We start from the raw sequence: 26,322 nt of genomic DNA on the forward strand, positions 1-26,322 counted from the left end.
TCGGTGGGCGAACGTAGACTCGTGGGGACATGAGCGACTCCATCAAGCCCGTGATCGTCGGCGCCGGAGCGTCCCGCCCCGCCGGCGATTCCCGCCCCGACGAGGACCTGCTGGCAGGGCTCAACCCGCCGCAGCGCGAGGCCGTCATCCACCGCGGTCCGGCGCTGCTGATCATCGCCGGCGCCGGCTCGGGCAAGACGAGCGTTTTGACTCGGCGCATCGCGTCGCTGCTGCGCACGCGCGAGGCGTACCCCAGCCAGATCCTCGCCATCACCTTCACGAACAAGGCTGCGGGCGAGATGCGCGAGCGCGTGCGGCAGCTCGTCGGCGAGAGCGCCCAGGGCATGTGGATCTCGACGTTCCACTCCGCCTGCGTGCGCATCCTGCGCCGCGAGGCCGACCAGTTCGGCTTCACGAAGAGCTTCACGATCTACGACTCGGGCGACTCCCGCGCCCTCATCAAGCGCCTCGTGAAAGAGCACGAGGGTGACTCGTTCGGCTTCACCCCCGCGGCCGTCCAGGGGCGCATCTCCAAGCTCAAGAACGAGTTGGCGGATGCCGAGTCCTACGCGCGTCAGGCGAACATGAGCGACCCCGCCGAGCGCGTCTTCGTCGACATCTTCGCCGACTACCAGCGGTCGCTGCAGAAGGCGAACGCGTTCGACTTCGACGACCTGATCGCGCAGACCGTCTACCTGTTCCGCGCGTTCCCGCACGTCGCCGACGTCTACCGCAAGAGGTTCCGGCACATCCTCGTCGACGAGTACCAGGACACCAACCACGCCCAGTACGCGCTCATCCACGAGCTGACCCGGCCCGTCGTCGGCAAGGCCGGTGACGCCTTCTCCAGCGGCGGCATGATGATCTTCGAGCCCGATGAGGCGCCTGAGGTCGAGGGAGCGTCGCTCACCGTCGTCGGCGACTCCGACCAGTCGATCTACGCCTTCCGTGGGGCGGACATCCGCAACATCAGCGAGTTCGAGCGCGACTTCCCGGGCGCGAAGGTCGTGCTCCTCGAGCAGAACTATCGCTCGACGCAGAACATCCTGTCGGCCGCCAACGCCGTCATCGGCCACAACTTCGACCGCAAGGACAAGAAGCTGTGGACCGACGTCGGCGACGGCGACCCGATCATCGGCTTCACCGGCTACTCGCAGCACGACGAGGCGCAGTTCGTGGCCGACGAGATCGAAGCGCTGCACCGCAAGGGCGTCGATTACGCGCAGATGGCGGTGTTTTACCGCACCAACTCGCAGTCCCGTGCGCTCGAGGAGATCTTCATCCGCTCGGCCGTCCCGTACAAGATCATGGGCGGCACGAAGTTCTACGAGCGCGCCGAGATCAAGGACGCGCTGGCCTACCTCGTCTCGGTCGCGAACCCCGCCGACGAGATGGCGGTGCGCCGCATCCTCAACAAACCCCGCCGCGGCATCGGCGACGTCACCGAGACCGCGATCGCCCGCTATGCGGCATCCGAGGGGATCACGTTCCGCGACGCGCTCGCGAACTCCTCCGCACTCGGCGTCGGCGCGAAGGTGCAGAAGGCGATCGCCGACCTCGACGCGGTCCTCGCCGAGGCATCCGAGATCATGCTGCCGAGCTCGGGCGAGATCGCGCCGTCGACGTCGGTGACCGAGGGGCTCCACGTCCTGCTGAACAAGTCCGGCTACTACGACGCCCTGCGCATGTCGAAGGACCCGCAGGACGAGGCCCGCGTCGAGAACCTCGACGAGCTCGTCGCGGTCACGCGCGAGTTCGCCCGCAACAACCCCGACGGCACGCTGCTCGACTTCCTCACCGAGGTGACGCTGGTGTCGGATGCCGATGACCTCGACGACGCCAGTGGTTCGGTCTCGCTCATGACGATGCACACCGCGAAGGGCCTCGAGTTCGACGCCGTGTTCGTCACCGGTGTCGAGGAGGACCTCATCCCGCACCGCATCTCGGCGGGGGAGCCCGGCGGACCGCAGGAGGAGCGGCGTTTGTTCTACGTCGCCCTCACCCGCGCCCGCAAGCGTCTCCACCTGTCGCTGGCGATGACCCGCGCGCAGTTCGGCGAGGTGTCGGCCGCGATGCCGAGCCGCTTCCTGCAGGAGATCCCGCACGAGCTCATCGACTGGCGGCAGTCGCCGGGTGACGTGAACTCGCGCGGCGGGACGCAGTCACGGGCGCTCAACGGTCGGTCCGGCTCGCGATTCGGCGGCTCGAACCGCTACGGGGACGACCTCGTGCCGCTGCCGCCCCGTGAGAAGTCCGACGCGCTCGCGAAGTTCGCCAATCGCATCCCGGCGAAGATTCGCGACAACGGCGACATGGAGCTGGCGGCGGGCGACCGCATCCGTCACGACGATTTCGGCGAGGGCAAGGTTGACATGGTCACCGGCGAAGGCGCGAAGCGCGTCGCGCACGTGCGCTTCGACACCGCGGGTCCGAAGAAGCTGCTGATCAAGGTCGCGCCCATCACCAAGCTGTGAGGAACGTCCGGCCACCCGCATCCCGCGTACCCTGAAGCAATGGCACTGTTCTCCCGCCGCCCGAAGAAGGACTCCGACCCGAAGGGCGAGGTCCCCGTCGACGCGCAGGCCGACGTCGACGAGGTGCAGCAGGACGTCAACGCCGCCGTCGCCGCCGAACAGGCCGATGTCACGGATGCCGAGCCGGTGCCCCACGTGCCGATCTCGGTCTCGACCTACGGCAAGCCCGTCCCGCGCCCGGCCCCCCAGCCGGAGCGTCTGCCGAAGACCCCCGAGACCGCGCCCGCCCCGAGCGAGAGCCGTCCCGGGATGCCCGACAACACCCTGCTCAGCACGGTGCTGCAGGAAGTCCCCGAAGAGGTCGACAACGCCGCGATCCTCGCCGTCATGCGCCAGGCGCTGCAGGGCACCCTGTACCTGCGCATCCTCGGCGACGCTCGCGCCCAGGCCGCTGCCGGTGAGCCGCTGCGCCTCGCGATCTCGATCGTGAACGACAAGAAGTTCCTGCTCGCCTACACGGGGGCGGCCGCACTGCAGGCGGGGCTCGGCGACCAGGCCCAGAGCACGTCGATCCTGGCTCAGCCTTCTCAGCGTGTGCTCCGCAACGTCATCGACGCCGGTTACGACGGCATCGTCTTCGACCACGCCGGCCCCGGCCGCCGCATCGTCCTGCCGACGGGCCTCATCCAGCGCAGCCTCGACCAGGCCGACCCCGAGTTCACGATCAAGAATCTCCTCGCCGGCCCGCGTACCGACGAGACCGCCCGCGCCGTCGTCGACGCGCTCGTCGCGCGCGGCGCCTGGATCGCGGCAGGCCCGCGAGCCGACGGTCAGGGGATGGGCGTCGCCGAGGCTCGCTCGGCCGAGGGCGGCCGCTACCTGCAGGTCTTCTCGCACCCGCTCGAGGTGCTGACCCTGCGTCGCGAGGACCAGCCCATGCCGCTCACGGCCGCCCAGTTGGGCGCCGCGCTCAAGAGCGAATCGGGGCTCGACGGATTCCTCATCGATCCCGCCGGCCCGTGGATCCGGATCGAGCGCGCCGAGCTGGATGCGCTCATCACGATCGCCGACGCGGCGGAAGCCGTCGACGCCGCTGCCGACACCGACGACGACAAGGCCTGAGCAAGCCCCTGTCCCGACCCGGAGTCGGCCCCTAGGGTGGGGCGCATGGCGTCGGAGCGGATCACCCTGCAGTTGCCCGGAGGCAGGGAGCTCTCGCTCTCGAGCCCCAACCGGGTCGTCTTCCCCGAGGCGGGGATCACGAAGCACGAACTCGCTGAGTACCTCCTCGCCGTCGAGGTCCCGTTCCTGCGCGCGAACGGGCATCGCCCGGTGTCGCTCGAACGGTTCCCCGACACGGTCGACGGCGACAGCTTCTTCTCGAAGAACCCGCCGAAGGGGACCCCGGACTACGTCGACCAGGTGATGTGCACCTACAACAGCGGACGCCGGCACCCGCAGGTGGTGCTCGGCGAAATCGCCGCGGCGGTCTGGGCCGTGCAGATGAACACCGTCGTCTTCCACCCGTGGGCCTCCCTCGCGTCCGACACCGACAACCCGGTCGAACTGCGCATCGACCTCGACCCGCAACCCGGGACGGACTTCGCGGATGCCGCCGCCGTCGCACCCGTGCTGCGCGAGGTGCTGCGCGAGGCCGGGCTCGAGCCCTGGCTGAAGACGAGCGGCAATCGCGGCATCCACGTCTTCTGTCCCATCGAGCCGACGCACGAGTTCCTCGACGTCCGCCACGCCGTGATCGCCGCGGGTCGCGAGCTGGAACGGCGGATGCCGGACCGGGTCACGACGAACTGGTGGAAGGAGGAGCGCGGTGAGCGCATCTTCGTCGACTTCAACCAGGCGAACCGCGACCGCACGATGGCCGGCGCCTACAGTCCGCGCGCGCTGCCGGGCGCGACGGTCGCGACCCCGATCACGTGGGACGAGCTCGCCGACGGTGTCGACCCGGCCGCGTTCACCGTGCGGACCGTGCCCGAGAGACTGGCGGACAGCGGGGACCCCTGGGAGGGGTTGCAGGACTCGCCCGGACGCATCGACACGCTGCTCGAGTGGTGGCAACGCGATCTCGAGGCGGGCCTGGGCGAGCTGCCGTTCCCGCCGGAGTTCCCCAAGATGCCGGGCGAGCCGCCGCGGGTGCAGCCGTCGCGCGCGAAGAAGGACTGACGCTCAGTCGGCGGTGCGCGGCGTGCCCGCCGTGACCGTGTCGGCCTTCTCCTCGAGGGGTTGTTTGCGTCGTGCCCACCGGGCGGGCGTGTTCGGCCCGTCCCACACCTGGATGATGCCCCACACCGCCGCCGTGAGCGGCACGGCGAGGATCGCGCCGACGATACCGCCGAGCACGGTGCCGATCGTCAGGGCGATGAGCACCGCGAAGGCGTGCAGCTTCATCGAGCGTCCCATGAGGAAGGGCTGCAGGAAGTTGCCCTCCAGCTGGTTCACCGCCACGACGATCACGACCACCCAGATCGCGGCGGGGAGGCCGTTCGTGACGAGGGCGACGAGGGCGGCGAGGATGCCGGCGACCGTCGCTCCCACGATGGGGATGAACGCCAGCACGAACACGAGCGCGCCGAGCGGGAGGGCGAGCGGGATCTGCAGGAAGAGCAGACCGATCGTGATGCCGATCGCGTCGACGGCGGCGACGGCTGCGGTGCCGCGCAGGTAGGCGCCGAACGTCTGCACCGCCTTGTGCCCCACACGGACCGCGCGCTCGTAGTCGCTGCCGCGGAAGGGGCGGATGAGGAACTCCCAGAGCTTCGGCCCGTCCTTCAAGAAGAAGAACAGTGTCACGATCATGAGGACGAGCCCGGTGAGGAAGTTGGCGACCGCGCTCACGCCGGCGAGCGCGCCCGATCCGAACTGGGCGCTCGTCAGGAAGTCGGTGGCGTTGCCGACCCACTCGTCGATCTGTTTCTGGTCGATGTCGAACGGCAGCGACTCGGCCCAGGCGAGCACGCTCTGGAATCCGTCCTGGGCCTTCTTCGACAGGTCGTCGAACTGATCGCGGACGGCATTGACGACGAGCCAGCCGATCCCACCGAGCACGACGACGAACGCGAGCAGCGTGAGGATCGTCGCGAAGACCGACGGGATGCCGCGGCGACGCAGCCAGGCCATGAGAGGCGCCGCCGCCGAGGCGACGATGAGGGCGAGGAGCACCGGGATGACGACGACGGTGAGCTGCAGCATCCCCAGGATGAGCGCGGTCGCGATCACGCCGACGATGATCACCTGCAGCGAGCGGGTCGCGAGCGTGCCGAAACCGTCGGACCACATGCTGCCCGGCTTGCCGGCGGACGTCACCAGCAGCGGCCTGTTCTCGTCGGGTCGCACCGTGCGGGAGGAGGAGAAGAACAGGCCCATGCAGCGACCCTATCGACCCGCTGTCTCCGGTGAGGGCCCTTGACTCAGCTGAGGACGTCGGCCAGGTCGTACGCGGTCACGGTCTCGAGCTGGTCGAACGTGCACGACCGGGCGTCGCGATCGGGTCGCCAGCGCTGGAACTGCACGGTGTGTCGGAAGCGGTCGCCCTCGAGCTGGTCGTAGGCCACTTCGAGCACCCGTTCGGGGCGCAGCCGCACGAAGGAGGTGTCCTTGGATGCCGCGAAGCGCGACCGGTCGGACTGCCCGGTGACCGCGTCGCCATCCTCGTCGCGCACGACGAGCGGCGCGAGTTCATCGATGAGCTCGAGTCGGCGCGCGTTGCTCCAGGCCGCGACGCCGCCCACCTGGTGCAGGTGCCCGTCGTCGTCGTAGAGGCCGACGAGGAGCGATCCGACGCCGGAGCCGCTCTTATGGATGCGGTAGCCCACCGCGACGACGTCGGCCGTGCGGGCGTGCTTGATCTTGAACATGGTGCGTTTGCCCGGCGCGTAGGGGAGGGCGAGCGGTTTTGCGACGACGCCGTCGAGTCCGGCGCCTTCGAACTCCGCGAGCCACCGCCCGGCGACGGTCGGGTCGTCCGTCGTGCGGGTGAGGTGGATCGGATGCGGCACCTCGCCCAGCAGGTCCTCGAGCTGCGCCCGCCGCTCGGCGAACGGCTCGTCGCGCAGGTCACGGTCGCCGCGGGCGAGCAGATCGAACGCGACGAACATGGCCGGGGTGGTCTCGCTCAGCATCGCGACCCGCGAGGCGGCGGGGTGGATGCGCTGCGACAGCTGCTCCCACTGCAGCCGCTGCGCGCCCGGCTCGCCGTCGGCGACGACGATCTCGCCGTCGAGCAGGCACGGATCGGGCACGAGACGGGAGATTGCGTCGACGAGCTCGGGGAAGTAGCGGGTGAGCGGCTTCGAGCCGCGCGACCCGATCTCGACCTCGGACCCGTCCCAACCGATGAGGGCGCGGAAGCCGTCCCATTTCGGTTCGTAGAGCAGGCCGCCGGCCGTCTTGCCCGGATCGGGGATGCCGGGGACGGACTTCGCGAGCATCGGCGCGGGGATCTCGTACATGCGGCCCATCCTGCCCCGCCCGCCGGGCCGCCGGAACGGGGTTGCGGCGACGGGTCAGGCGAACGCGCTCACGCCGGTGATGTCGCGACCGAGCAGCAGCGCCTGCACGGACTCGGTGCCCTCGTACGTGTGGATCGCCTCGATGTCGGCCATGTGCTGCATGACCCCGTTCTCGAGCAGGATGCCGTTGCCGCCCAGCAGGTCGCGGGCCGTCGCGGCGACCCGCCGTGCGGCACGCGTGTTGTGGAACTTCGCGAGCGATGCCTGCGTGGGGCGCAGCCCGCCGGCGGTTTCGAGGTCGGCGAGGCGCCGGCAGTAGAGCTGCATCGCGGTGAGGTCCTCGAGCATGTGCGCGAGACGCTCCTGCACCATCTGGAACCGGGCGAGGGGCTTGCCGAACTGCACACGCTGCTGCGCGTACTGCAGCGCCGTCTCGTAGCAGGCGGTCGCGTGGCCGAGCGCCGACCACGCCACGCCGGACCGCGTCGCGTACAGCACGGTCGAGGCATCCTTGAACGTCTTGGTGCCGGGGAGGACGGCGTCCGCGGGCACGCGCACGTGGTCGAACGCGATGTGGGCCTGATGGATGCCGCGCAGCGACGCCTTGCCCGCGATGACGGTGCCGGTGTAGCCCGGCCGGTCCTGCTCGACGAGGAAGCAGCGCACGTTGCCGTGGTGCTCGTCGCCCTCGGCGTCGACCCGCGCCCACACGAAGGTGATGCCGCCCGAGGCGCCGTTGCCGATCCACTTCTTCGCGCCGCGGATGACCCAGTCGTCGCCGTCGCGGCGGGCGACGGTCTCGAGCGACACCGAGTCGGAGCCGTGGTCGGGTTCGGTCAGGGCGAAGGCGGCGGGCACCTCGAAGCGGGCGATGGGAGTCAGCCACCGCTCCTGCTGCTCGTCGCTGCCGAAGAGGGCGAGGGTGCGCAGCGCGAGCCCGCCCTGGACGGCGAGGACGGTGCCGAGGGATCCGTCGCCGCGCGAGATCTCCATGTTGACGAGCCCCGCGGCGAGGGGCGAGAACCGGGTGAGCCGCGGGTGGTCGATCCCGTCGTTCAGCAGGTCGAGCTCGCCGAAGCGCCGGGCGATGTCGAGCGGATACTCGGCGGTGTCCCACGCGTCGCGCATCCGGTCGCCGACCTCGTCGACGAAGGCCCGCGTCCGCTGCCATACATCGCGGTCGGCGGCCGGGATGTCGGCGAAGACGGCGTAGTAGTCGGTGTCGAGGGGGCCGAGCACGTCGTAACGGCCCGAGGCGCCGCCGGGCAGGGGAGTGGTCATCGCGCCAGGATACGCCGGGTTGGCATCCAGTTCCACAGAGAGTGGAACGGCGTATCAGGCTCTGGGTGTCACCGGAGCGAGCCGAGCCGACGTGCGACCTCGGCGGGCGGCATCCGTCGGGGGAACGTCGCGACGACGATGTCGTCCGCCGCGGGCGGCTCGGGGTCGGGGTGCACACCGAAGCGGCGGAGCAGCTCGTCGTAGGCGGACTCGAGGACGGCGGCGGGGACCCGCTTCGATCCGCGCAGCAGTCGACGCAGTACATGGTTGTGCACGGCGGTCACCGCCGCGGCGAAGGCCACGGCGTCGACGGGGTCCAGCCCGGGGACCGAGCGTCGCAGGTAGTCGTCGAACAGGCGCTCGTAACGGAAGACGGTCACGATCTCGCGGTCGCGGAGCGAGGGCACCTGACGGACGACGGCGTAGCGGCGCCGGGCGACCTCGGGGTCGGCGGCGAAGTGGCGGTACACCTGCACCGATGCCTCGCACACCGCCGCCCACGGGTTCTCGTGGGCTTCGGCGAGATACGTGCGGAGCATCTCGAGCAGGACCTCGTGGTCGGCGAAGACGACGTCGTCCTTGCCGCCGAACTGCCGGAAGAAGGTCGATCGCGAGACGCCCGCCGACTGCGCGATCTGCTCGACCGAGGTCTGCTCGTAGCCGTGCTCGGCGAACAGCGCGAGCGCGGCGGCCACCACTGTGCTGCCCGTGGGACGGAGGTCGTCGGCCATGGAGGGAAGCCTAGTCCGGCGGCCGTCTGTCAAGGCCTGTGCCGTCGGCGACGCGACACCGTTGACTCGGCCCATGTCCTCCCTGTGGAAGCAGCACCCCTCCGAGTCTCCCGGCATCCCCTTCACCCCCGGCAGTCGCCACGAGGTGGTCGTCGTCGGTGCGGGACTCACGGGACTCGCGACCGCGTACGAGCTCGCGCGGTCCGGCGTCGACGTCGCCCTCGTCGAGCGCGGCGGCGTCGGCGAACTCGCGTCGGGATCGAACACCGGCAAGGTGTCGCTGCTGCAGGGGACGACGCTCTCGTCGCTGCGATCGGGGCACCCGGCATCCCTCGTCCGGGCCTACGTCGAAGCGAACCGCGACGGCTTCGCGTGGATGACGGACACCGCCGACCGTCTCGGCGTGCCGCTCACCTCACGCACCGCCTACACCTACGCCCAGGGCGACGAGGGACGGCGGTCGGTCGTGAAGGAGTACGACGCCGCGCGCGAGGCGGGCCTCGCGGTGCGCCTCGTCGACGACGCCGAGCTCCGCGAGGCGGCCGTGCCGATGGTGGCCGCGGTCGCGCTCGACGACCAGCGCGCCGTCGAGCCGATGCAGCTGCTCGCGGCGCTCGCCGACGCGTTCGTCGCCGCGGGCGGGACCCTCCATCTCGGCGTCCACGTGCGCGGGGTGAAGGTCTTCCCCGAGCCGCGGGTGGAGACCGACCTGGGGCCGCTCTTCGCCTCGCAGGTCGTGGTGGCCACGGGCGTCCCGCTCCTCGACCGCGGGCTCTACTGGGCGAAGGTGAGCGGGATGCGGTCGGCCTGCGTCTCCTTCACCCTCACCGCTCCGCTGCCCGACGGCATGTACCTCTCCGCCGACGAGCCGACCCGTTCGGTGCGCACGATCCTCCCGGGCGACGGACCCTCCGACGTTGCGCAGATCGTGGTCGGCGGAGCCGGGCACCCCGTCGGACGCGCCGCGTCGGAGCGCGCGATGCTCGATGAGCTGTCGCAGTGGGCGCAGCAGACGCTGCCGGTCGGACAGGAGACCCACCGGTGGTCGGCGCAGGACTACGTCTCGCATAACCGCATCCCGTTCATCGGCGCGATGCCGCGCTCGCTCGGCCGCGTCCGCTTCGCGACCGGCTATGCCAAGTGGGGGCTGACGAACGCGCCCGCGGCGGCGCTGCGTATCGTCAGCGAGCTGCGTGGCGAGAGCTGGCGTGACCGGCCGCGGTGGATGACGCAGATCGGCACGCGTCTGACGATGCCCGCCGACATCGCACAGGGCGCGGTCGAGAACGCGAAGGTCGGGCTCGCGGCGGCGAAGGGATGGGCCGCAGCCGAGGCCGAGTCCGTCCCGGTGCCGCAGCCGGCCGAGGGGGAGGGCGTGGTCGCGCAGCGCGGCGGCCGTCCCGTCGGAATCTCGACGACGGGGGGTGAGACCCGCGCGGTGAGCGCCGTGTGCCCGCACCTCGGCGGAGTCCTCGAGTGGAACGACCTCGAGTGCACGTGGGACTGTCCGCTGCACGCGTCGCGGTTCACGGCATCCGGGGAACGCATCGAAGGCCCCGCATCGCGAGGCCTCCGACGCGTGGACTGACTCAGCCGGCCGCGGCGATCACCCCGGTGATGATGAGGGTGACGAGGGTGGTCCACAGCACGATCGCGAGGCCCTGCCAGAAGAGCACGGTGCGCGTCGGCACACCGGTGCCCTTGAGGGCGGCCGCGGTGAACTGGGTGGGCAGGATGAGCGGGCCGAGCAGGCTCACCCCGGGTGTGCCGTAGCGGTGGTACGCCTTCTGGAACTTCTCGGAGCGCGCCGACACGGGCTTCTCGGACGCTCCGGCACGGGTGGTGACGGCGGTGCGCACGCGGGCGGTGGCGAGCACGACGATGGCGACGCAGAGGAAGTTGCCCGCGGCGCCGGCGAGCGCGGCGACGACGGGGTGGATGCCGCCGATGATGCCGATAGCGGCGGCACCCTCGCCCTCGATGAAGGGGACGGCGCCCGCCAGGGCCACGATCAGCGGCTGCACGAGGTCGGGCACCTGCGCGACGAGGTCCTGGAAACCGGCGACGAGGTCGGAGACGGGGTTCGACATGATGTCCTCTCGGATGCGGCGACCGGATCTCGTATCGCCGTGTTCCCATCCCACCGACGATGCGGTGGCGGCGGCAGTGCCGCGGCGTCACCTCTCGCCGGGAGATCCGATGACCCGAGGGGTGACATTCGTCATGGTCGTACTGTGGCCGTGTGACCAGCCCCGACCCGACCCCGACGCGCGCCGCCGTCTCGCTCGCCCGCGGGGTCACCGCGACCGGGTGGTACATCGCGTCCTCGATGGTGTTCTTCCTCATCGGTGCGCTGCTGGTGTGGGGTGTCATCGTCCTCGTCGCGCGCGGCGGCTGGCGCGACCCCGTCACGCTCGTGGGGTTCCTCGGCTTGTCGACCGTCGTCGTCGTGACGACGATCGTGCTGCTCGCCCGCTACCGCCGCGACGGCGACCTCGATGACACCGACCGTCCGTCCGGCGGTCGGCGCTTCCTGTCACTGCCCGTCGTCGCCGGCGTGCTCGCGTCGGTCGGCGTCGGCCTCGTGTCGGCCTCGGCGCTGCTGGGGGCGGCGCTCGTCGGCACGGTCCTCTGCCTCGTCCGGTGGGCCCCCGGCATCCGCTGGCGCGGTGTCGTGCTGCTCGAGGTCGCCCTCGCCGTCCTGTGGATCGTCGAACTCAGTCGGGCGTCGGGGGGCAGCGACGCCTTCCTGCCCGCGTTCTTCGCGCTCAGCCTGCCCGCGATGCAGGCGCTCTCGCTCTGGTCGTGGGACGTCGTCCTCGAACTCGACCGCGCGCGGCGGACCGAGGCGCGGCTGGCCGCGGTGCAGGAACGCCTGCGTCTGGCGGGCGAACTGCACGACCTGCAGGGGCACCACCTGCAGGTGATCGCGCTGCAGCTCGAACTCGCCGAGCGCATGATCGGACGCGACCCGGATGCCGCCGCGCACCGGATCGCGCTCGCGCGCGCGTCCGTCGACGAGGCGCGCGAGGGCACCCGGTCGCTCGCCGGTCGCTTCCGCGGGGTGCCGCTGCCCGACGAACTCGCCAACGCGGCGGACCTGCTGCGTGCGGCCGGTCTGGAGGTCACCCTCGACGTCGCCGCGGATGCGGCATCCGCTCCCGCCGACCCGCTGGGGCCGGTCGTCCGCGAGTGCACGACCAACGTGCTCAAGCACGGCGGCGGCCGGTGGGCGCGGCTCGGTCTCGAGCGCGCGGGACAGTACTGGCGGCTGACCGCCGCGAACGATCCCGGGCCCGGCTCGACCATCGGCGCGGGCGCGGGGCTCGAGGGCATCGCCCACCGGGTCGGCGTCGTCGGGGGCGACGCCGTCACCCGCCGTGAGGACGACCGATTCGAGCTCATCGTGACCGTCCCCGCCGACGGAGGCCCCGCATGATCCGCGTGCTCATCGCCGACGACGAGGACATGATCCGCACGGCGCTCGCCGCCCTGCTCAGTCTCGAGGACGACCTCGAGGTCGTCGCGGAGTGCGCCGACGGCGAGAGCGCCGTCGCCCGCGCGCTCGAGCTGCGCCCCGACGTCTGCCTGCTCGATCTGGAGATGCCCGGCATCGACGGCGTCGAGGCGGCCGCCCGCATCCGTCAGCGCATCCCGGCTCGGTGCGTCGTCGTCACCCGCCACGCGCGTCCGGGGGTGCTGCGCCGTGCGCTGGGCGCGGGGGTCGACGGCTTCGTGCCGAAGTCCCGGCCCGCGGGCGACGTCGCCGCCGTCATCCGCGAGGTCGCCGCCGGCCGCCGGTACGTCGACCCCGAGATCGCCGCCGACGCGCTCAGCGACGAGCGCTCGCCGCTGACCGACCGCGAGCTCGACGTGCTGCGCGCCGGCGCCCGCGGCGAGACGATCGCCGACATCGCGGCATCCCTCCACCTCTCCGCCGGCACCGTCCGCAACCACGTGTCGTCGATCCTCGGCAAGCTCGGCCTCGCGACCCGCCAGCAGGCGGCGATCACGGCGCGCGAACGCGGCTGGATCTGACGGATGCCGCACGAAGAGCCCCTCGCGGGCGGCAACGCGAGCGGGGCCGTCGTCCGCATCGGCGACACGGTGCGCAAGCCGTGGACGGCGTCGACGCCGAGCGTCATCGCCTACGTGCAGGCGCTGCGAGCGGCGGGTGTCGACGCGCCGGAACAGCGCGGGCGGGACGATGCCGGGCGGCAAATCCTGGAGTACGTCCCCGGTGAGCTCGCGATCGGGCGCGGGCCGATGTCGGCGGGCGAGCTGCGGCGCGTGGGTGCGATGGTGCGGGCCATCCACGACGCGAGCGCCGCGTACGCGGTACCCGCCGACGCCGTCTGGGAGACCGCGATCCCGGCGCCCGGCGCCGAGCTCGTGTGCCACAACGACCTCGCCCCGTGGAACCTCGTCGTCGGCGAAGACCGGTGGGTCTTCATCGACTGGGATGCGGCCGCCCCCAGTACACGGCTGTGGGACCTCGCCTATGCCGCGCAGGCGTTCACGCTCAACGACACCTCGGTCGTCGCCGCCGAGGCGGCGCGCGGACTCGCCGCCTTCGTCGACGGTTACGGCGCTGAGGCTCGGCTCCGCCGCGAACTGCCCGAGGCGATGGCGCAGCGGACCGCCGCGATGCACGACCTCCTCCGGACATCGCACGAGGCCGGCGCCGAGCCGTGGTCGTCGATGTTCGTGGACGGGCACGGTGCGCACTGGCGGAACGTGACGGCCTACGTCGAGCAGCACCGGCGGGTCTGGCGCGCCGCACTCGAGCGCTGAACGCACCCCCGCCGAACGAGGGTGCTCCCGCGCGGGGCACTCAGGCGCGGGTAGTAGGCTTTTCGACCGGGCGATCTCTCGACATCGAGATAATTCCGCGCCCGTCACCCCCACCGTCGCCCAGCGAAGGATTGCAGTGGACCTTTACGAGTACCAGGCACGAGACCTGTTCGAGAAGTACGAGGTGCCGGTGCTCGCCGGCATCATCGCCGACACCCCTGAGGAGGCGAAGGCGGCTGCCGAGAAGATCGGCGGTGTCGTCGTCGTCAAGGCTCAGGTCAAGACCGGAGGTCGCGGCAAGGCCGGCGGCGTCAAGGTCGCCAAGACCCCCGACGAGGCCTACGCGGCAGCCGAGGCCATCCTCGGCCTCGACATCAAGGGCCACGTCGTCCAGCGCGTGATGGTCGCCCAGGGCGCCGACATCGCCGAGGAGTTCTACTTCTCGGTGCTGCTCGACCGCTCGAACCGCTCCTACCTGAGCCTCTGCTCGGTCGAGGGCGGCATGGAGATCGAGGAGCTCGCCGTCGAGCGCCCCGAGGCGCTCGCGCGCATCGAGGTCGACCCGCTGCAGGGCATCGACAAGGCCAAGGCCGTCGAGATCGCGAAGGCCGCGAACTTCCCCGAGGACCTCGTCGAGAAGGTCTCCGACGTGTTCGTGAAGCTCTACGACGTCTACAAGGGCGAGGGCGCGACGCTCGTCGAGGTCAACCCGCTCGTCCGCACCGGCGCCGGCGACATCGTCGCCCTCGACGGCAAGGTGTCGCTCGACGACAACGCCAGCGAGGTGCGCCACCCCGAGCACGAAGAGCTCGAGGACAAGGGCGCCGCCGACCCGCTCGAGGCGAAGGCGAAGGCATCCGGCCTCAACTACGTCAAGCTCGACGGTCAGGTCGGCATCATCGGCAACGGCGCGGGCCTGGTCATGTCGACCCTCGACGTCGTCGCCTACGCCGGCGAGAACCACGGCGGCGTCAAGCCCGCCAACTTCCTCGACATCGGCGGCGGCGCGAACGCGCAGGTCATGGCCTCGGGTCTCGACGTCATCCTCGGCGACGAGCAGGTCAAGAGCGTCTTCGTCAACGTCTTCGGCGGCATCACGTCATGCGTCGCCGTCGCCGAGGGCATCGTGAAGGCCCTCGAGATCCTGGGCGACGCGGCCACCAAGCCGCTCGTCGTCCGCCTCGACGGCAACCAGGTCGAGGAGGGTCGCGCGATCCTCGCAGAGGCCAACCACCCGCTCGTCACGCTCGCCTCGGGTATGGACGAGGGCGCCGACAAGGCCGCCGAGCTGGCGAACGCCTGAGACGCGCCGAGACTACCGAGACACAGGGACAACAGACATGTCTATCTACCTCAACAAGGACTCCAAGGTCATCGTCCAGGGCATCACCGGCGGTGAGGGCACCAAGCACACCGCCCTCATGCTGAAGGCCGGGACGAACGTCGTCGGCGGCGTCAACGCCCGCAAGGCCGGCACGACCGTCACCCACGAGAAGCCGCACGAGGGCGAGGTCGACCTCCCCGTCTTCGGCTCGGTCGCCGAGGCCATCGAGAAGACCGGCGCGGACGTCTCCATCGCGTTCGTGCCGCCCGCCTTCACGAAGGACGCCATGATCGAGGCGATCGACGCCGAGATCCCGCTGCTCGTCGTCATCACCGAGGGTGTGCCCGTCGGCGACACCGCCGAGGCGTGGGCCTACGCGAAGAGCAAGGGCAACAAGACCCGCATCATCGGTCCGAACTGCCCCGGCATCATCACGCCCGGCGAGGCGCTCGTCGGCATCACGCCCGCGAACATCACCGGCAAGGGCCCCATCGGCCTCGTGTCAAAGTCGGGGACCCTGACGTACCAGATGATGTTCGAGCTCCGTGACCTCGGCTTCTCGACGGCCATCGGTATCGGTGGCGACCCGGTCATCGGCACGACGCACATCGACGCGCTCGAGGCGTTCGAGGCCGACCCCGAGACCAAGGCCATCGTCATGATCGGCGAGATCGGCGGCGACGCCGAGGAGCGCGCGGCCGACTACATCAAGGCGCACGTGACGAAGCCCGTCGTCGGCTACGTCGCCGGCTTCACCGCTCCCGAGGGCAAGACCATGGGCCACGCCGGCGCCATCGTCTCGGGCTCGGCGGGCACCGCGCAGGCCAAGAAGGAGGCCCTCGAGGCCGCCGGCGTCAAGGTTGGGAAGACCCCGTCCGAGACCGCCGACCTGATGCGCGCCATCATCGAGGCGCTCTAAGCCACACGAACGAAGGGGCGGATGCGGCGGCATCCGCCCCTTCGTCGTTCCCGGTGCGCCCGTGAACGACCGAGGTCCCGATCGGGCCGGGTATGGCACGCGCATACCCGGCCCGATCGGGACCTCGACGTGGGGGCGGTCAGACCCCGAAGGCGGCTTCGATGGGGCCGCGGGCGAAGTACAGGACGAAGCCGGCCGCGACGATCCAGAGCAGCCAGTGGACCTGCTTCGCCTTGCCCGAGAACGTGTTGAGCACGACCCAACTGATGAAGCCGGCGCCGATGCCGTTGGCGATCGAGTAGGTGAGCGGCATGACCGTGGCGGTCAGGAACACGGGCAGCAGGACGTTGAAGTCCGACAGGTCGATGTTCTTGATCTGCGTGAGCATGAGCGCGCCGACGAGAACGAGCGCGGCCGCGGCGACGAAGCCGGGCACGAGGCCCGTCACGGGCGTGATGAACATCGCGAGCAGGAACAGCACGCCGGTGATGACGTTGGCGAGACCGGTGCGGGCTCCCTCGCCGATGCCCGAGCCGGACTCGACGAAGACGGTCGCGGAGGACGACGAGGTGCCACCGCCGACGACGGCGCCGACACCCTCGACGATGAGCGCCGACTTGATGCGCGGGAAGTTGCCGCGCTCGTCGGCGAGTCCGGCCTCGCGCGCGAGGCCGGTCATCGTGCCCATGGCGTCGAAGAAGTTCGTGAAGACGAGGGTGAACACGAACATGACGAGCGCGAGCACACCCACCCGTCCGAGGTCGAACCCGAAGTCGACGGCGCCCACGAGGCTGAGGTTCGGGGCCGCGAAGATGCCGTTCGAGAGCCCGAAGTCGGCGATCGGCGTGAAGATGTTCACGATCGCGGCGAGGATCGTCCCCGCGACGAGGGCGATGAGGATCGCGCCCTTCACCCGCAGGGCCATGAGGATGCCGCCGATGAGCAGCGTCGCGATGAACAGGAGCGTGGCGGGCGAGGTGATCGAGCCGCCGACGCCGAGCTCCAGCGGGGTGCCCTCTGCGGGGTTCACGAACCCGGCGTTGACGAACCCGATGAAGGCGATGAACAGGCCGATGCCGACCGTGATGGCGAGCTTCAGCTGCACGGGCACGGCGTCGAAGATCAGCTTGCGCAGGCCGGTCGCGGCGAGCAGCACGATGATGAGACCGTTGATGACGACGAGCGCCATCGCCTCGCCCCACGAGACCTGTCCGACGACCGAGAACGCGACGAAGGCGTTGATGCCGAGACCCGCCGCGAAGGCGAACGGCAGGCGCGTGACGAGGCCGAACAGGATCGTCATGACGCCGGCTGTGAGGGCGGTCGCCGTGGCGACGGCCGCCGGCGCGAGGGTGAGGCCGTCGACGTCGGGCGTCGACAGGATGGCCGGGTTCAGGATGACGATGTAGGCCATCGTCACGAACGTGACGACGCCGCCGCGGATCTCGGTGCCGACGGTGGAGCCGCGGTGGCTGATCTCAAAGTAGCGGTCGAGGAACGACGCGGATGCCGGGGCTGCGGCCCCGCGGGACGAGCGGGATGTGGTGCTGTTCACCCTCCGAGGGTAGTGCGTCCTGGCGGGCCTCGCGGGGCGGGCGTATCCTCACCGCATGCACCGCATCTTCGGCACGCCGTTCGCCGCGGTCTACCCGCTCTACCTCGCGAAGGTGGAGCGCAAGGGGCGTACCAAGGCCGAGCTCGATGCGGTCGTGGAGTGGCTCACCGGCTTCGACGACGCCGCCCTCGCCCGGCAGATCGAGAGTGAGGCCACGTTCGAGCAGTTCTTCGCCGCCGCCGAGCTGAATCCCGCCGTGACGCGGATCACCGGGGTCGTCTGCGGGGTGCGCGTCGAGGAGATCGAGGACCCGTTGATGCGCCGCATCCGCTACCTCGACAAGCTCGTCGACGAACTCGCCCGGGGCAAGGCGCTCGACAAGGTCCTGCGCGTCTGATGCGTCGGTCCGCGCCGGAGCGGGAGCCCGGCGGGAGGCCTGCGCGCGGGTAGGGTCGGTCTGTTGTGAATCGCCTGCTCGTCTCCCTCCTCGCCGCCGTCGACGCCCTCCTGGCCGTCGCGGTCGGTGTCGGCGTCGTGCTCGCGCCCGTGACCCTCGTCTGGATCTTCGGGATCGGCGGCGACGCGGACTGGGCGGCGTTGTGGCCCGCCGCCGCGACGATCTGGCAGCTCGGCCACTTCGCGCCGGTCGCCGTCTCCCTGCCCGCCGAGCTCGTCGTCTCGGGCGGTCTGCCCTCGGGCGGTGCGCAGTTCACCCTCTCGCTCGCCCCCACCGCCCTCGCGGCGTTCACCGCGATCTCGGCGTGGCGCTCCGGCGCGCGCGCGGCGCGGGCGGGCGCGTGGGTGACGGGCGTGGTCGGCGGCACCGTCGCGGTCGCCGTCGTGTCCACCCTCATCGCCGTGTCCGGTCGCGCCTCGATCGCTGCAGTCGACCTGCTGCCCGCCGTCGCCGGCCCGACGCTCGTGTTCGCCGTTCCCGCCCTCGTCAGCGCGGTCGTCCGCGCCTGGAACGACGGCGACGACGGCATCATCGATGCGCTCTCCGAGCGGCTCCCCGACGACGTGCAGGAAGCAGTGGATGCCGGTGCCCGCGGCGTCGCGATCTGCGTCGCCGGGATCGTGGCGGTCGGCGCCGTCGTCCTCGCCATCCTCTTCTTCGCCCGCGGCGGCGAGGTCATCGCGTTGACGCAGGCCGCGCAGGCCGATCTCCTCGGCGTCGTCGTCCTCGCCCTCGGCAGCATCCTCTACCTGCCCACCCTCGTGATGTGGTTCGCCGGCTTCGCGGTCGGGCCCGGCTTCGCCGTCGGCACCGGGACGGCCGTGTCCCCGGCGGGGACGAGCCTGGGTGTCGTGCCCGGCATCCCCGTTTTCGGCGTCATCCCCGACTCGACGTCGGGGTGGCTGCTGCTGCTCGGACTCGTGGTGGTCGGCTTCGGCGCGCTGGCCGGCGCCGCGACGCGCAGCGCCCTGCTGGTGGGACCGGGGACGGATGCCGAGCCGCTCCGCCCGCGCCTGGTCGCCCTCGCCATCCTCGTCCTCGGCACCGGGGCCGTGGTCGCCGTCCTCGCGTGGGCGGCGCAGGGGTCGCTCGGCCCGGGCCGCCTCATCCACGTCGGGCCCGAGCCCTGGCTCGTCGCCCTCGTGGCGGCCGCCGAGGTGGCCGTCGGTGCCGCCGTCGTCCTCCTCTCACCGCGCGGTGAGGACGCCGAGCAGCCCCTTGTGCGCGAGACGCCGGCGACGACCCCGACCGCCGAGTCCCGTCCGGCACCGGCCGCCGCGGTCTCGCCCGATGAGTTCCCCACCACCCCGCTAGACTGAGCCGGTGCTCACGGTCGCCGTCCTCATCTCGGGCACGGGATCCAATCTGCGTGCCCTTCTCGACGCCGCGAGCGAGCCCGACTTCCCCGCGCGCATCATCGTGGTGGGGGCCGACCGGCAGGCCGACGGCTTCGCCCATGCGGAGGCGTACGGCATCCCGACCTTCATGGTCCCGTTCCAGGAGTTCGACAGTCGTGAGGCCTGGGGCGAGGAGCTCCTGGCGCACCTGGACGTCTGGGAGCCCGACCTCGTCGTCCTGAGCGGGCTGATGCGCCTGCTGCCCGCCGCCGTCGTGGCGGCGTGGGCGCCGCGCCTGATCAACACGCACCCGGCCTATCTGCCAGAGTTCCCCGGCGCTCACGGTGTGCGGGACGCGCTCGCCGCGGGTGTCACCGAGACCGGCGCGAGCGTCATCGTCGTCGACGACGGCGTCGACACCGGGCCGATCCTGGCGCAGGAGCGCGTGCCGGTGCTCCCCGACGACACCGAGCACACCCTTCACGAGCGCATCAAGCCGGTCGAGCGCCGGCTGCTCATCGACGTCGTGCGTCGCATCGCGACGGGCGAGCTCGACCTCACTTCCTGAACCGCACCCGAACGCCCCCGACCCGAGGAGTTCCCGCATGGCCGGACCGCAGATCGATCCCTCCCTCTACCGCGACCGCGACGTCGTGCCGGTGCGCCGGGCGCTCGTGTCGGTGAGCGACAAAACAGGGCTCCTCGAGCTCGCGCAGGCGCTCGCCGCCGCGGACGTCGAGATCGTCTCGACCGGCGGATCCGCCGCGCTGCTGCGCGAGAACGGCATCGCCGTGAAGGACGTGTCCGAGATCACCGGCTTCCCCGAGTCGCTCGGCGGACGCGTGAAGACGCTGCACCCGAGCGTGCACGCAGGCCTCCTCGCCGACCTGCGGCTGGAGGACCACGAGACCCAGCTGGGCGAACTCGGCATCCTTCCCTTCGAGCTCGTCGTCGTGAACCTGTACCCGTTCGTCGAGACCGTCGCCTCCGGGGCGGAGGGCGACGCGGTCGTCGAGCAGATCGACATCGGCGGACCGGCCATGGTGCGCGCCTCGGCCAAGAACTTCGCCAACGTCGCGATCGCGGTCTCGCCGGAGTCCTACCCGGCGATCATCGACGCGCTCGGGCAGGGCGGGACGACCCTCGCGCAGCGGCGGGAGCTCGCCGCCCGCGCCTTCGCGCACACCGCCGCCTACGACCGCGCCGTCGCGACCTGGTTCGCGGAGGAGACCCTCGAAGGCGAAGGCGACCTGCCGCAGCACCTCACGATCAAGGCCGAGCGTCTCGCGACGCTGCGTTACGGCGAGAACTCGCACCAGCGCGCGGCGATCTACACCCGCGTCGGCGGGCACGGCATCGCGCAGGCGACGCAGCTGCAGGGCAAGGAGATGTCCTACAACAACTACGTCGACGCCGATGCCGCGCTCCGCGCCGCGTTCGACCTGATCAAGCCGGCCGTCGCCATCATCAAGCACGCGAACCCGTGCGGCATCGCGATCGGCGCCCCGCAGGCGCTCGACCCGATCGCGTCGGCGCACCTGCGTGCGCACGAGTGCGACCCCGTGTCGGCGTTCGGCGGCGTCATCGCCGCCAACCGCACCGTGACGCTCAAGATGGCGGAGAACCTGCGCGACATCTTCACCGAGGTCATCGTCGCCCCCGACTTCGAGCCCGAGGCGCTCGAGGTCTTCAAGCTGAAGAAGAACCTGCGCGTCCTGCAGCTGCCCGCCGACTGGCGTCAGGAGCCCATGGACGTGCGTCTGGTCTCGGGTGGCCTCCTCCTGCAGGACGCCGACCGGTTCCCGAACGAGATCGAGTCGCTCGTCGACTCATGGCAGCTCGTGTCGGGCGAACGCCCCGCCGACGACCAGCTCGAGAACCTGTCGTTCGCGTGGAAGAGCTGCCGCGCCGTGAAGTCCAACGCGATCGTGCTGGCGAAGAACTCCGCGACGGTCGGCATCGGCATGGGGCAGGTCAACCGCGTCGACTCGTGCCGCCTCGCCGTCGAGCGGGCGGGTGACCGTGCTGCGGGCTCGGTCGCGGCATCCGATGCGTTCTTCCCGTTCGCCGACGGACCCCAGGTGCTGCTGGATGCCGGGATCACGACGATCATCCAGCCGGGCGGGTCGGTGCGCGACCAGGAGGTCATCGACGCCGCACAGGCCGCCGGCGTCACGATGTACTTCACCGGGGAGCGTCACTTCTTCCACTGAACCGACGGCGGCGAATACTAGCGGGTCGATGCCGGGGGAGTTCTCCCCATCGAAATCGCTCCCGTCGTTCGCCTAATGTCGTCGCGGGAGGTTCCGCCATGGGAATGATGCTGCCGAACGAGCTCATCTGGGTGATGGAGAAGCTCGGCTTCGACTGGCCTGACATCGACGAGGACGAACTCCGCCGCGGCGGTCACATCATCGAGGTGTTCCGCACGGAGCTCGAGGGCAAGCTGCAGGCGATGGACCGCAAGGTCAACACCGAGCTCGCCGTGGCGCTGCGCGGCCAGGCGGGTCCGGCGTACGTCGGTGCCTGGAACGCGAACCGCGCCCAGAACCTGCAGAAGCTGCTCGACATCCTCGGGCCCGTGCCGACCGGGGTGGACATCGCCGCCGGTGCCGTCACCGCGCTCAAGATCAAGGTGATCGCCGACGTCACCTCGACGATGATCACGCTCGTCGCGATGCTGACGAACCCGATCACCGCCGCCGGGGCCGGCCCGATGCTCATCATCAAGAAGAAGCTGCTCAACGCTGCCGTCGACATGGCCGTCGAGCAGGTGCTGAACCAGGTCCTCCCCATGGTCATCGAACCGCTCGCGAACGAGCTGCCCGGTGTCATCATGGCCGCCCTCGACTCGCCCATCGTCGAGGCGGTCGCAGGCGACCCCGACGAGTTCTACGCCGACCTGCAGGCGCTCGAACAGGCGCAGGGCGAGATGGAACAGCACGCCGCCGACGTCGAAACGCTCACCGAGCGCCTCATGTCCGACCTCGCCGGCCTGAACATCGGGGGCGACTGACGGATGGGAATCGGCTCCGCGGTCATCCGGCCGCTGAAGGATGCGCTGGACGGTGTTCCGATCCATGTGCGGCAGCTCGCCCACATGTTCCGTAGACACGGCGACCGCCAGAACCAGACGACGGGGCGCGTGACCGACCTCGACAGGATCGAGACCGCCACCCCGTCCAGCGGCTCACCCCATCCCGGCTTCAACGCAGACGGCAGTGTGAATCCGGCCGACTTCGTGACCGCCCCGAACACGGCGTACTACTGGTCGGGAATGTACCCGCGTCGCGGTGACGAGGTGGCGGGAGCCATCGCCGGGCCGCGAGGCGGAACGACGCTCGAGATGCTGATCGAGTCGAGGGGTATCCAGATGCCCGAGTGGGATGCGGACAACCCCGCATCCGTCGACACCTGGACCCGCGTGTCGGAGGCGTACGCGTCGGGCGCCTCGGGCGAGGTGCGGGCCGTGCTCGGCGACAATCTCCGTCCCGGCGCCGTGTGGTACAGCGAACTGGAGCGGCTGCAGCAGAACGACGCCATCACCCGCATCATCCGAGTGCATCCGGACACTCTGGAAGAAACCGTCATCTGGCCCGACTGATCCGATGGGAAAGAACACCATGAACGAGCCGCTGAGCGACGCAGTGATCGCCTACCTCGCGAAGGGGCGATCGCCTTTCCCCCGTGCCGACGAGGACGCTGTCGCTCCGGATGCCGCGCCGGGCACCCGCGAGGCGCTCATCGCGGAGGTCCGCGCGATCGTCGAGGAGTGCATGGGCGTCCCCGTCGACTGGTCGTCGATGTCCCTCCAGGAGGGCGGGCGGCACGCGCAGGCGACGATGGCGGACCGGCATCCCGATCTGTCGCCGGCGGCGCTCGAGGCTCTCTACTGGGCGTTCACGTACAACTGGCGATGATGTCGGGATCTCGACCGGCGCGATACCCGGAGCGCTTCGAGATCCACCGGCTCGAGGCGCTCGATGAGAACCCCTATCTGACCGACGACGATGCCCGCCGCCGGTACGACGACGGCAAGGGACTGAGCGTGGTCGCGGCGTCGACCCCGCCGACGTGGTTCCTCGATGTGTCTGTACGCCGCCACCGGTTCTCGGTCACGTTCTACGCACCGACGAAGACGCCGATCCGCCGGATCGGGTGGGAGGAGACCGGCGGGCGCCTGCTGCGTCGGAATGCGGTCGATCTGTTCTATCCCGAGGGCGATCCGGGGCGACGCGTACCGTACTCCCGGCTGCTGCGAGTCGAGCACCGCTGGTACGCGGACGGCGTCGTCCACATCGAGCGCTCCTCTCCGATCGATGAGGATCTCGTCGCCGAGATCAGCGCGCCGCAGGAGCTGCGGTGGCTCGACGTGCCGGCCTTCGGCGACTGGGGGCCGCTCATCTCGGCATCCGCTCCTCCGGAGTTGACCCGGTTCGACCTGGATGCGATCGCCGCGGCCGAGGCGTACGCGCGTGCGGAGATCGCCACCGGTGATCCTGCCTCCGAGCCGAACGGCTGGATCCTGCCGGCATCCGATGCCACCGTCCTCGACGCGGTCACAGCGCTCACCCGTTTCGAGCCGGTGCCCTCGGCGGTGCCGGTGATCGAGCGGGACGCGGCCAGGATCGTGCCGGTGATGCTGCAGGGCACCGCGCCGCGCGCATCCGGGCGGGATGCCGCGGAGGAGCGTCGACGCGTCGACGATCGTGCAGCGGGGCTCGCCGGCGCCTTCGAGTACGCCGCCGGGCGACCGATCGATCTGCCGCTCGACGGACGCGGCGACGGACCGGTGGCCGCCTACGCGGCGGCGCTGCGCGCAGTCGGCGTTCGGGACGCGCGATGGTGGGTCCTGAACGAGACCGGCGTCGTCCTCGTTCGCTCCGGTGATCCGGCGGCGGGCGATCTGGCGCTCGCGGTGCACCTCGTGCCGGCGCGCTGGGTGTCGGGGCGCAGTGCGACGACGTCCGGACGTGCGCCCGCCGACCTGCAGTGGTCGAGGGGGGACATTGAACCATGGACGGCGTGAATGCAAGACCTGGGTGGCCGGTGATCGTCGTGGCTACCCTGACCGGGGAGGGGGATCATGGGCATCGGTGAGGTCATCAGACCGTTGAAGAACTCGCTGGACGGCGTTCCCGTCCACGTGCGTCAACTCGCGGACATGTTCCGTAAGCACAGTCAGCGTCAGGACCTGAACCGCTCGCAGGTCGACGCGCTCGACAGTGTGAGCGGTGCGTGGCGCACCGACACGCACTGGACGCCGGACGCCGTCGTGAGCTGGAAGGGCGACGCGCCCGACCCCGGCGACTACCTCGACGCCGACTACATCTCCCAGCACCTGGCGCGTTTCGACGACGGCGCCAGCAGGATCTACTTCTCCGACACGCTGCACACGTACGGCCCCGGGCAATGGGACGGCTCGACCTTCGTCTTCCCGACGTCCGAGCTCGACGAGATCATCCGCAACGCCGACGGCGACGTGAACATCATCGCCGATCAGCTCGGCATGGAGCGCAGCTGGTTCTTCGACGACAACGGCAATCCGCTGCCCCTCGAAGTCCGCCATTTCGACCCCTCTGAATTGACGAACCTCCGGATGCCGTCCGGCAACGAGGCGGGCGCGAACGAGCACTGGATCCCCGGCGGGTATCTGCCCACCGGCATCCCTGAAGCGGTCATCGACATCCCCTCCTCGGCGACGGGCGTGGGGCGCGACCTCGACGGCGACTACAACCCGGGCTTGTGGCCGGGCACGGCGCAGAGGTTGGACCTGAACTCATGACGCAGCCCGACGTCACCGTCTCGGGAGAGCCCTGGCTCACGGGCCATGTGATCGACGCGGCCGACGTCCGCTCGGAGGACGGCGAGGGCGCCCTCGTCAGAGCCGGCCGCATCGTGGACGAGATCGAAGCGCGGCTCGTCGATGCCCGCGGCGACGAGCCTGACGGCGAGCTGATCCCGGGGACGCCGCTCCTCCGCCGCGGCGAGGTGTCGATCGTGCCCCTCTCGTGGGAGCCCCCGACGAGCGACGAGATTCGCGCGGCCGTGCGCGAGCGCGCCAGCGAACTGTGGCGGGGCATCCGCAGCGCCTGCGAGTACCGTCACGGCGTCGCCCTGGCCGTGGAGCCGGGCGACGGTGCGCCACCCAACGCCTATGTGCGGGCGTTGCAGCGACACGGGGTCCGCCGCGCCGACTGGTGGGGCTCCGACGACCGGGCGATCGTCCTCGTCGTGCACGGCGAACCGCTCCCGGCGCCCGCGTCGGCCAGTGCCGTCCACATCGTTCCTCTCGGATGGCTGTCGACGACCCGGCCGACGCGCAGGATCCCGCCCGTGGACCTGACGTGGTCGCCGGCGACGGACGGCCGTGGGGGCGACGGATGACAGCCGCGACCCGGCAATTGACGATCCTCCCCGAGGAGGCGAGGCGCGCGCTGGTGAGCGCGTACGCGGCGCCGGCCGCAGCGGTCGAGGCGACGGATGACGGTCTGATCGAGGGGGCTGTGCCCGTGTTGGTCCGTGGGGACGCGCGGATCGTGCCGCTGGCGGAGTGGCATTCCGCGGGAACACCTGCGGACGCCGAGGAACTCTGGCACTCGTTGAGCGCAGCGTGCCTGTATCGCGCGGGCAACTGGTCGCTGCTGGACCTCGACGCCGAGCGCGACGACGCGATCGGCGATTACACGGCGGCCCTGCGGGCTGTCGGTGCCACTCGGGTCCGGTACTGGATCTATCCGGACGGGGTCGGCGTGACGCTCGTGCGAGCCGAGGACGGGTCCCCGGAGGCGACGCTATCCCTCGCCCTGCACCTCGTTCCCGACGGGTGGGTGTTCCACCGGTCGCCCGGCCCGAGCCAGGACGTCCCCGACCTTCGGTGGTCGTGGGGAGACGTCGACGCGCTCAGCGCCGATGACCGAGGACTTAGTCTGTGAGAACGCTGATGAGAGGGCGGAACCGATGAGTGCGATCGCGACGGATGTG

At 70.7% G+C, this 26,322-nt stretch carries 26 protein-coding genes; 20 read left to right on the forward strand and 6 right to left on the reverse strand.

Annotation, left to right across the window (positions count from 1 at the left end; translation table 11 throughout):
* Positions 1-29: 29 nt before the first annotated feature.
* The 3 genes from AYL44_RS00135 to ligD are packed head-to-tail and all read left to right on the forward strand — an operon-like array spanning position 30 to position 4,655.
* Positions 30-2,474 (forward strand): ATP-dependent helicase, encoded by a 2,445-nt coding sequence (locus AYL44_RS00135; protein ID WP_064001251.1) that lies wholly within the window; start codon positions 30-32, stop codon positions 2,472-2,474.
* Positions 2,475-2,513: 39 nt separating this feature from the next.
* On the forward strand, positions 2,514-3,596 hold the full coding sequence (locus tag AYL44_RS00140; protein ID WP_064001252.1) for an SseB family protein: 1,083 nt from the start codon (positions 2,514-2,516) through the stop codon (positions 3,594-3,596).
* 45 nt (positions 3,597-3,641) lie between these two features.
* Complete coding sequence (ligD, locus tag AYL44_RS00145; protein ID WP_064001253.1) at positions 3,642-4,655, forward strand: non-homologous end-joining DNA ligase; 1,014 nt, start codon at positions 3,642-3,644, stop codon at positions 4,653-4,655.
* Between the two features lie 3 nt (positions 4,656-4,658).
* Here ligD and AYL44_RS00150 read toward each other — a convergent pair whose 3' ends face one another.
* From AYL44_RS00150 to AYL44_RS00165, 4 genes are all read right to left on the reverse strand, one after another.
* Positions 4,659-5,855, reverse strand: a complete 1,197-nt coding sequence (locus AYL44_RS00150) for an AI-2E family transporter (RefSeq protein ID WP_064001254.1) — start codon at positions 5,853-5,855, stop codon at positions 4,659-4,661.
* A gap of 44 nt (positions 5,856-5,899) precedes the next feature.
* Positions 5,900-6,940, reverse strand: coding sequence for an ATP-dependent DNA ligase (locus AYL44_RS00155; RefSeq protein WP_064001255.1), 1,041 nt, complete (start codon positions 6,938-6,940; stop codon positions 5,900-5,902).
* 54 nt (positions 6,941-6,994) lie between these two features.
* Positions 6,995-8,221 carry an acyl-CoA dehydrogenase family protein gene (locus tag AYL44_RS00160; protein ID WP_064001256.1) on the reverse strand — a complete coding sequence of 409 codons (1,227 nt, stop codon included), beginning with the start codon at positions 8,219-8,221 and terminating at the stop codon, positions 6,995-6,997.
* Positions 8,222-8,289: 68 nt separating this feature from the next.
* Positions 8,290-8,952: a TetR/AcrR family transcriptional regulator gene (locus AYL44_RS00165; RefSeq protein ID WP_064001257.1), complete on the reverse strand. Its 663-nt coding sequence runs from the start codon at positions 8,950-8,952 to the stop codon at positions 8,290-8,292.
* A 73-nt stretch (positions 8,953-9,025) separates the two neighbouring features.
* On the opposite strand from AYL44_RS00165, the gene AYL44_RS00170 reads away from it, so the two are divergent.
* On the forward strand, positions 9,026-10,540 hold the full coding sequence (locus AYL44_RS00170; RefSeq protein ID WP_064001258.1) for an FAD-dependent oxidoreductase: 1,515 nt from the start codon (positions 9,026-9,028) through the stop codon (positions 10,538-10,540).
* A 1-nt stretch (position 10,541) separates the two neighbouring features.
* Here the strand turns inward: AYL44_RS00170 and AYL44_RS00175 are convergent, their stop codons facing one another.
* Entirely contained in the window at positions 10,542-11,042 is a 501-nt protein-coding gene (locus AYL44_RS00175) for a hypothetical protein (protein WP_064001259.1), read from the reverse strand.
* A 152-nt stretch (positions 11,043-11,194) separates the two neighbouring features.
* On the opposite strand from AYL44_RS00175, the gene AYL44_RS00180 reads away from it, so the two are divergent.
* From AYL44_RS00180 to sucD, 5 genes are all read left to right on the forward strand, one after another.
* Positions 11,195-12,391, forward strand: a complete 1,197-nt coding sequence (locus AYL44_RS00180) for a sensor histidine kinase (RefSeq protein ID WP_064001260.1) — start codon at positions 11,195-11,197, stop codon at positions 12,389-12,391.
* On the forward strand, positions 12,388-12,990 hold the full coding sequence (locus AYL44_RS00185; RefSeq protein WP_064001261.1) for a response regulator transcription factor: 603 nt from the start codon (positions 12,388-12,390) through the stop codon (positions 12,988-12,990). The genes AYL44_RS00180 and AYL44_RS00185 overlap by 4 nt, the downstream gene beginning before the upstream one ends.
* A gap of 3 nt (positions 12,991-12,993) precedes the next feature.
* Complete coding sequence (locus AYL44_RS00190; RefSeq protein ID WP_064001262.1) at positions 12,994-13,746, forward strand: phosphotransferase; 753 nt, start codon at positions 12,994-12,996, stop codon at positions 13,744-13,746.
* 136 nt (positions 13,747-13,882) lie between these two features.
* On the forward strand, positions 13,883-15,049 hold the full coding sequence (gene sucC / locus AYL44_RS00195) for an ADP-forming succinate--CoA ligase subunit beta (RefSeq protein WP_064001263.1): 1,167 nt from the start codon (positions 13,883-13,885) through the stop codon (positions 15,047-15,049).
* A gap of 37 nt (positions 15,050-15,086) precedes the next feature.
* Positions 15,087-15,989 (forward strand): succinate--CoA ligase subunit alpha, encoded by a 903-nt coding sequence (gene sucD, locus AYL44_RS00200; protein WP_064001264.1) that lies wholly within the window; start codon positions 15,087-15,089, stop codon positions 15,987-15,989.
* Between the two features lie 139 nt (positions 15,990-16,128).
* Here sucD and AYL44_RS00205 read toward each other — a convergent pair whose 3' ends face one another.
* Positions 16,129-17,544 (reverse strand): NCS2 family permease, encoded by a 1,416-nt coding sequence (locus AYL44_RS00205; RefSeq protein WP_064001265.1) that lies wholly within the window; start codon positions 17,542-17,544, stop codon positions 16,129-16,131.
* 55 nt (positions 17,545-17,599) lie between these two features.
* Between AYL44_RS00205 and AYL44_RS00210 the strand changes: the two genes are divergently transcribed.
* The 11 genes from AYL44_RS00210 (at position 17,600) to AYL44_RS00255 (ending at position 26,273) form a co-directional block, all read left to right on the forward strand.
* On the forward strand, positions 17,600-17,941 hold the full coding sequence (locus AYL44_RS00210; RefSeq protein ID WP_064001266.1) for a DUF2200 domain-containing protein: 342 nt from the start codon (positions 17,600-17,602) through the stop codon (positions 17,939-17,941).
* A 65-nt stretch (positions 17,942-18,006) separates the two neighbouring features.
* Entirely contained in the window at positions 18,007-19,320 is a 1,314-nt protein-coding gene (locus AYL44_RS00215; RefSeq protein WP_064001267.1) for a DUF6350 family protein, read from the forward strand.
* A 4-nt stretch (positions 19,321-19,324) separates the two neighbouring features.
* Complete coding sequence (gene purN / locus AYL44_RS00220) at positions 19,325-19,906, forward strand: phosphoribosylglycinamide formyltransferase (protein ID WP_064001268.1); 582 nt, start codon at positions 19,325-19,327, stop codon at positions 19,904-19,906.
* 37 nt (positions 19,907-19,943) lie between these two features.
* Positions 19,944-21,551 carry a bifunctional phosphoribosylaminoimidazolecarboxamide formyltransferase/IMP cyclohydrolase gene (purH, locus tag AYL44_RS00225; protein ID WP_064001269.1) on the forward strand — a complete coding sequence of 536 codons (1,608 nt, stop codon included), beginning with the start codon at positions 19,944-19,946 and terminating at the stop codon, positions 21,549-21,551.
* A gap of 98 nt (positions 21,552-21,649) precedes the next feature.
* Positions 21,650-22,354: a hypothetical protein gene (locus AYL44_RS00230; RefSeq protein WP_231872678.1), complete on the forward strand. Its 705-nt coding sequence runs from the start codon at positions 21,650-21,652 to the stop codon at positions 22,352-22,354.
* Positions 22,355-22,357: 3 nt separating this feature from the next.
* Positions 22,358-22,942, forward strand: coding sequence for a hypothetical protein (locus tag AYL44_RS00235; protein WP_064001271.1), 585 nt, complete (start codon positions 22,358-22,360; stop codon positions 22,940-22,942).
* Between the two features lie 4 nt (positions 22,943-22,946).
* Positions 22,947-23,258: a hypothetical protein gene (locus AYL44_RS14495; protein ID WP_157532548.1), complete on the forward strand. Its 312-nt coding sequence runs from the start codon at positions 22,947-22,949 to the stop codon at positions 23,256-23,258.
* Positions 23,258-24,367: a hypothetical protein gene (locus AYL44_RS00240; protein WP_231872679.1), complete on the forward strand. Its 1,110-nt coding sequence runs from the start codon at positions 23,258-23,260 to the stop codon at positions 24,365-24,367. The genes AYL44_RS14495 and AYL44_RS00240 overlap by 1 nt, the downstream gene beginning before the upstream one ends.
* A gap of 135 nt (positions 24,368-24,502) precedes the next feature.
* Complete coding sequence (locus AYL44_RS00245) at positions 24,503-25,123, forward strand: hypothetical protein (protein WP_231872680.1); 621 nt, start codon at positions 24,503-24,505, stop codon at positions 25,121-25,123.
* Positions 25,120-25,725, forward strand: coding sequence for a hypothetical protein (locus AYL44_RS00250; RefSeq protein ID WP_064001273.1), 606 nt, complete (start codon positions 25,120-25,122; stop codon positions 25,723-25,725). Before AYL44_RS00245 ends, AYL44_RS00250 begins: the two co-directional genes overlap by 4 nt.
* Positions 25,722-26,273, forward strand: a complete 552-nt coding sequence (locus tag AYL44_RS00255; RefSeq protein WP_157532549.1) for a hypothetical protein — start codon at positions 25,722-25,724, stop codon at positions 26,271-26,273. Before AYL44_RS00250 ends, AYL44_RS00255 begins: the two co-directional genes overlap by 4 nt.
* Positions 26,274-26,322 lie beyond the last annotated feature (49 nt).

The organism is Microbacterium oleivorans (assembly GCF_001644225.1).
Lineage (GTDB): Bacteria > Actinomycetota > Actinomycetes > Actinomycetales > Microbacteriaceae > Microbacterium > Microbacterium gawkjiense.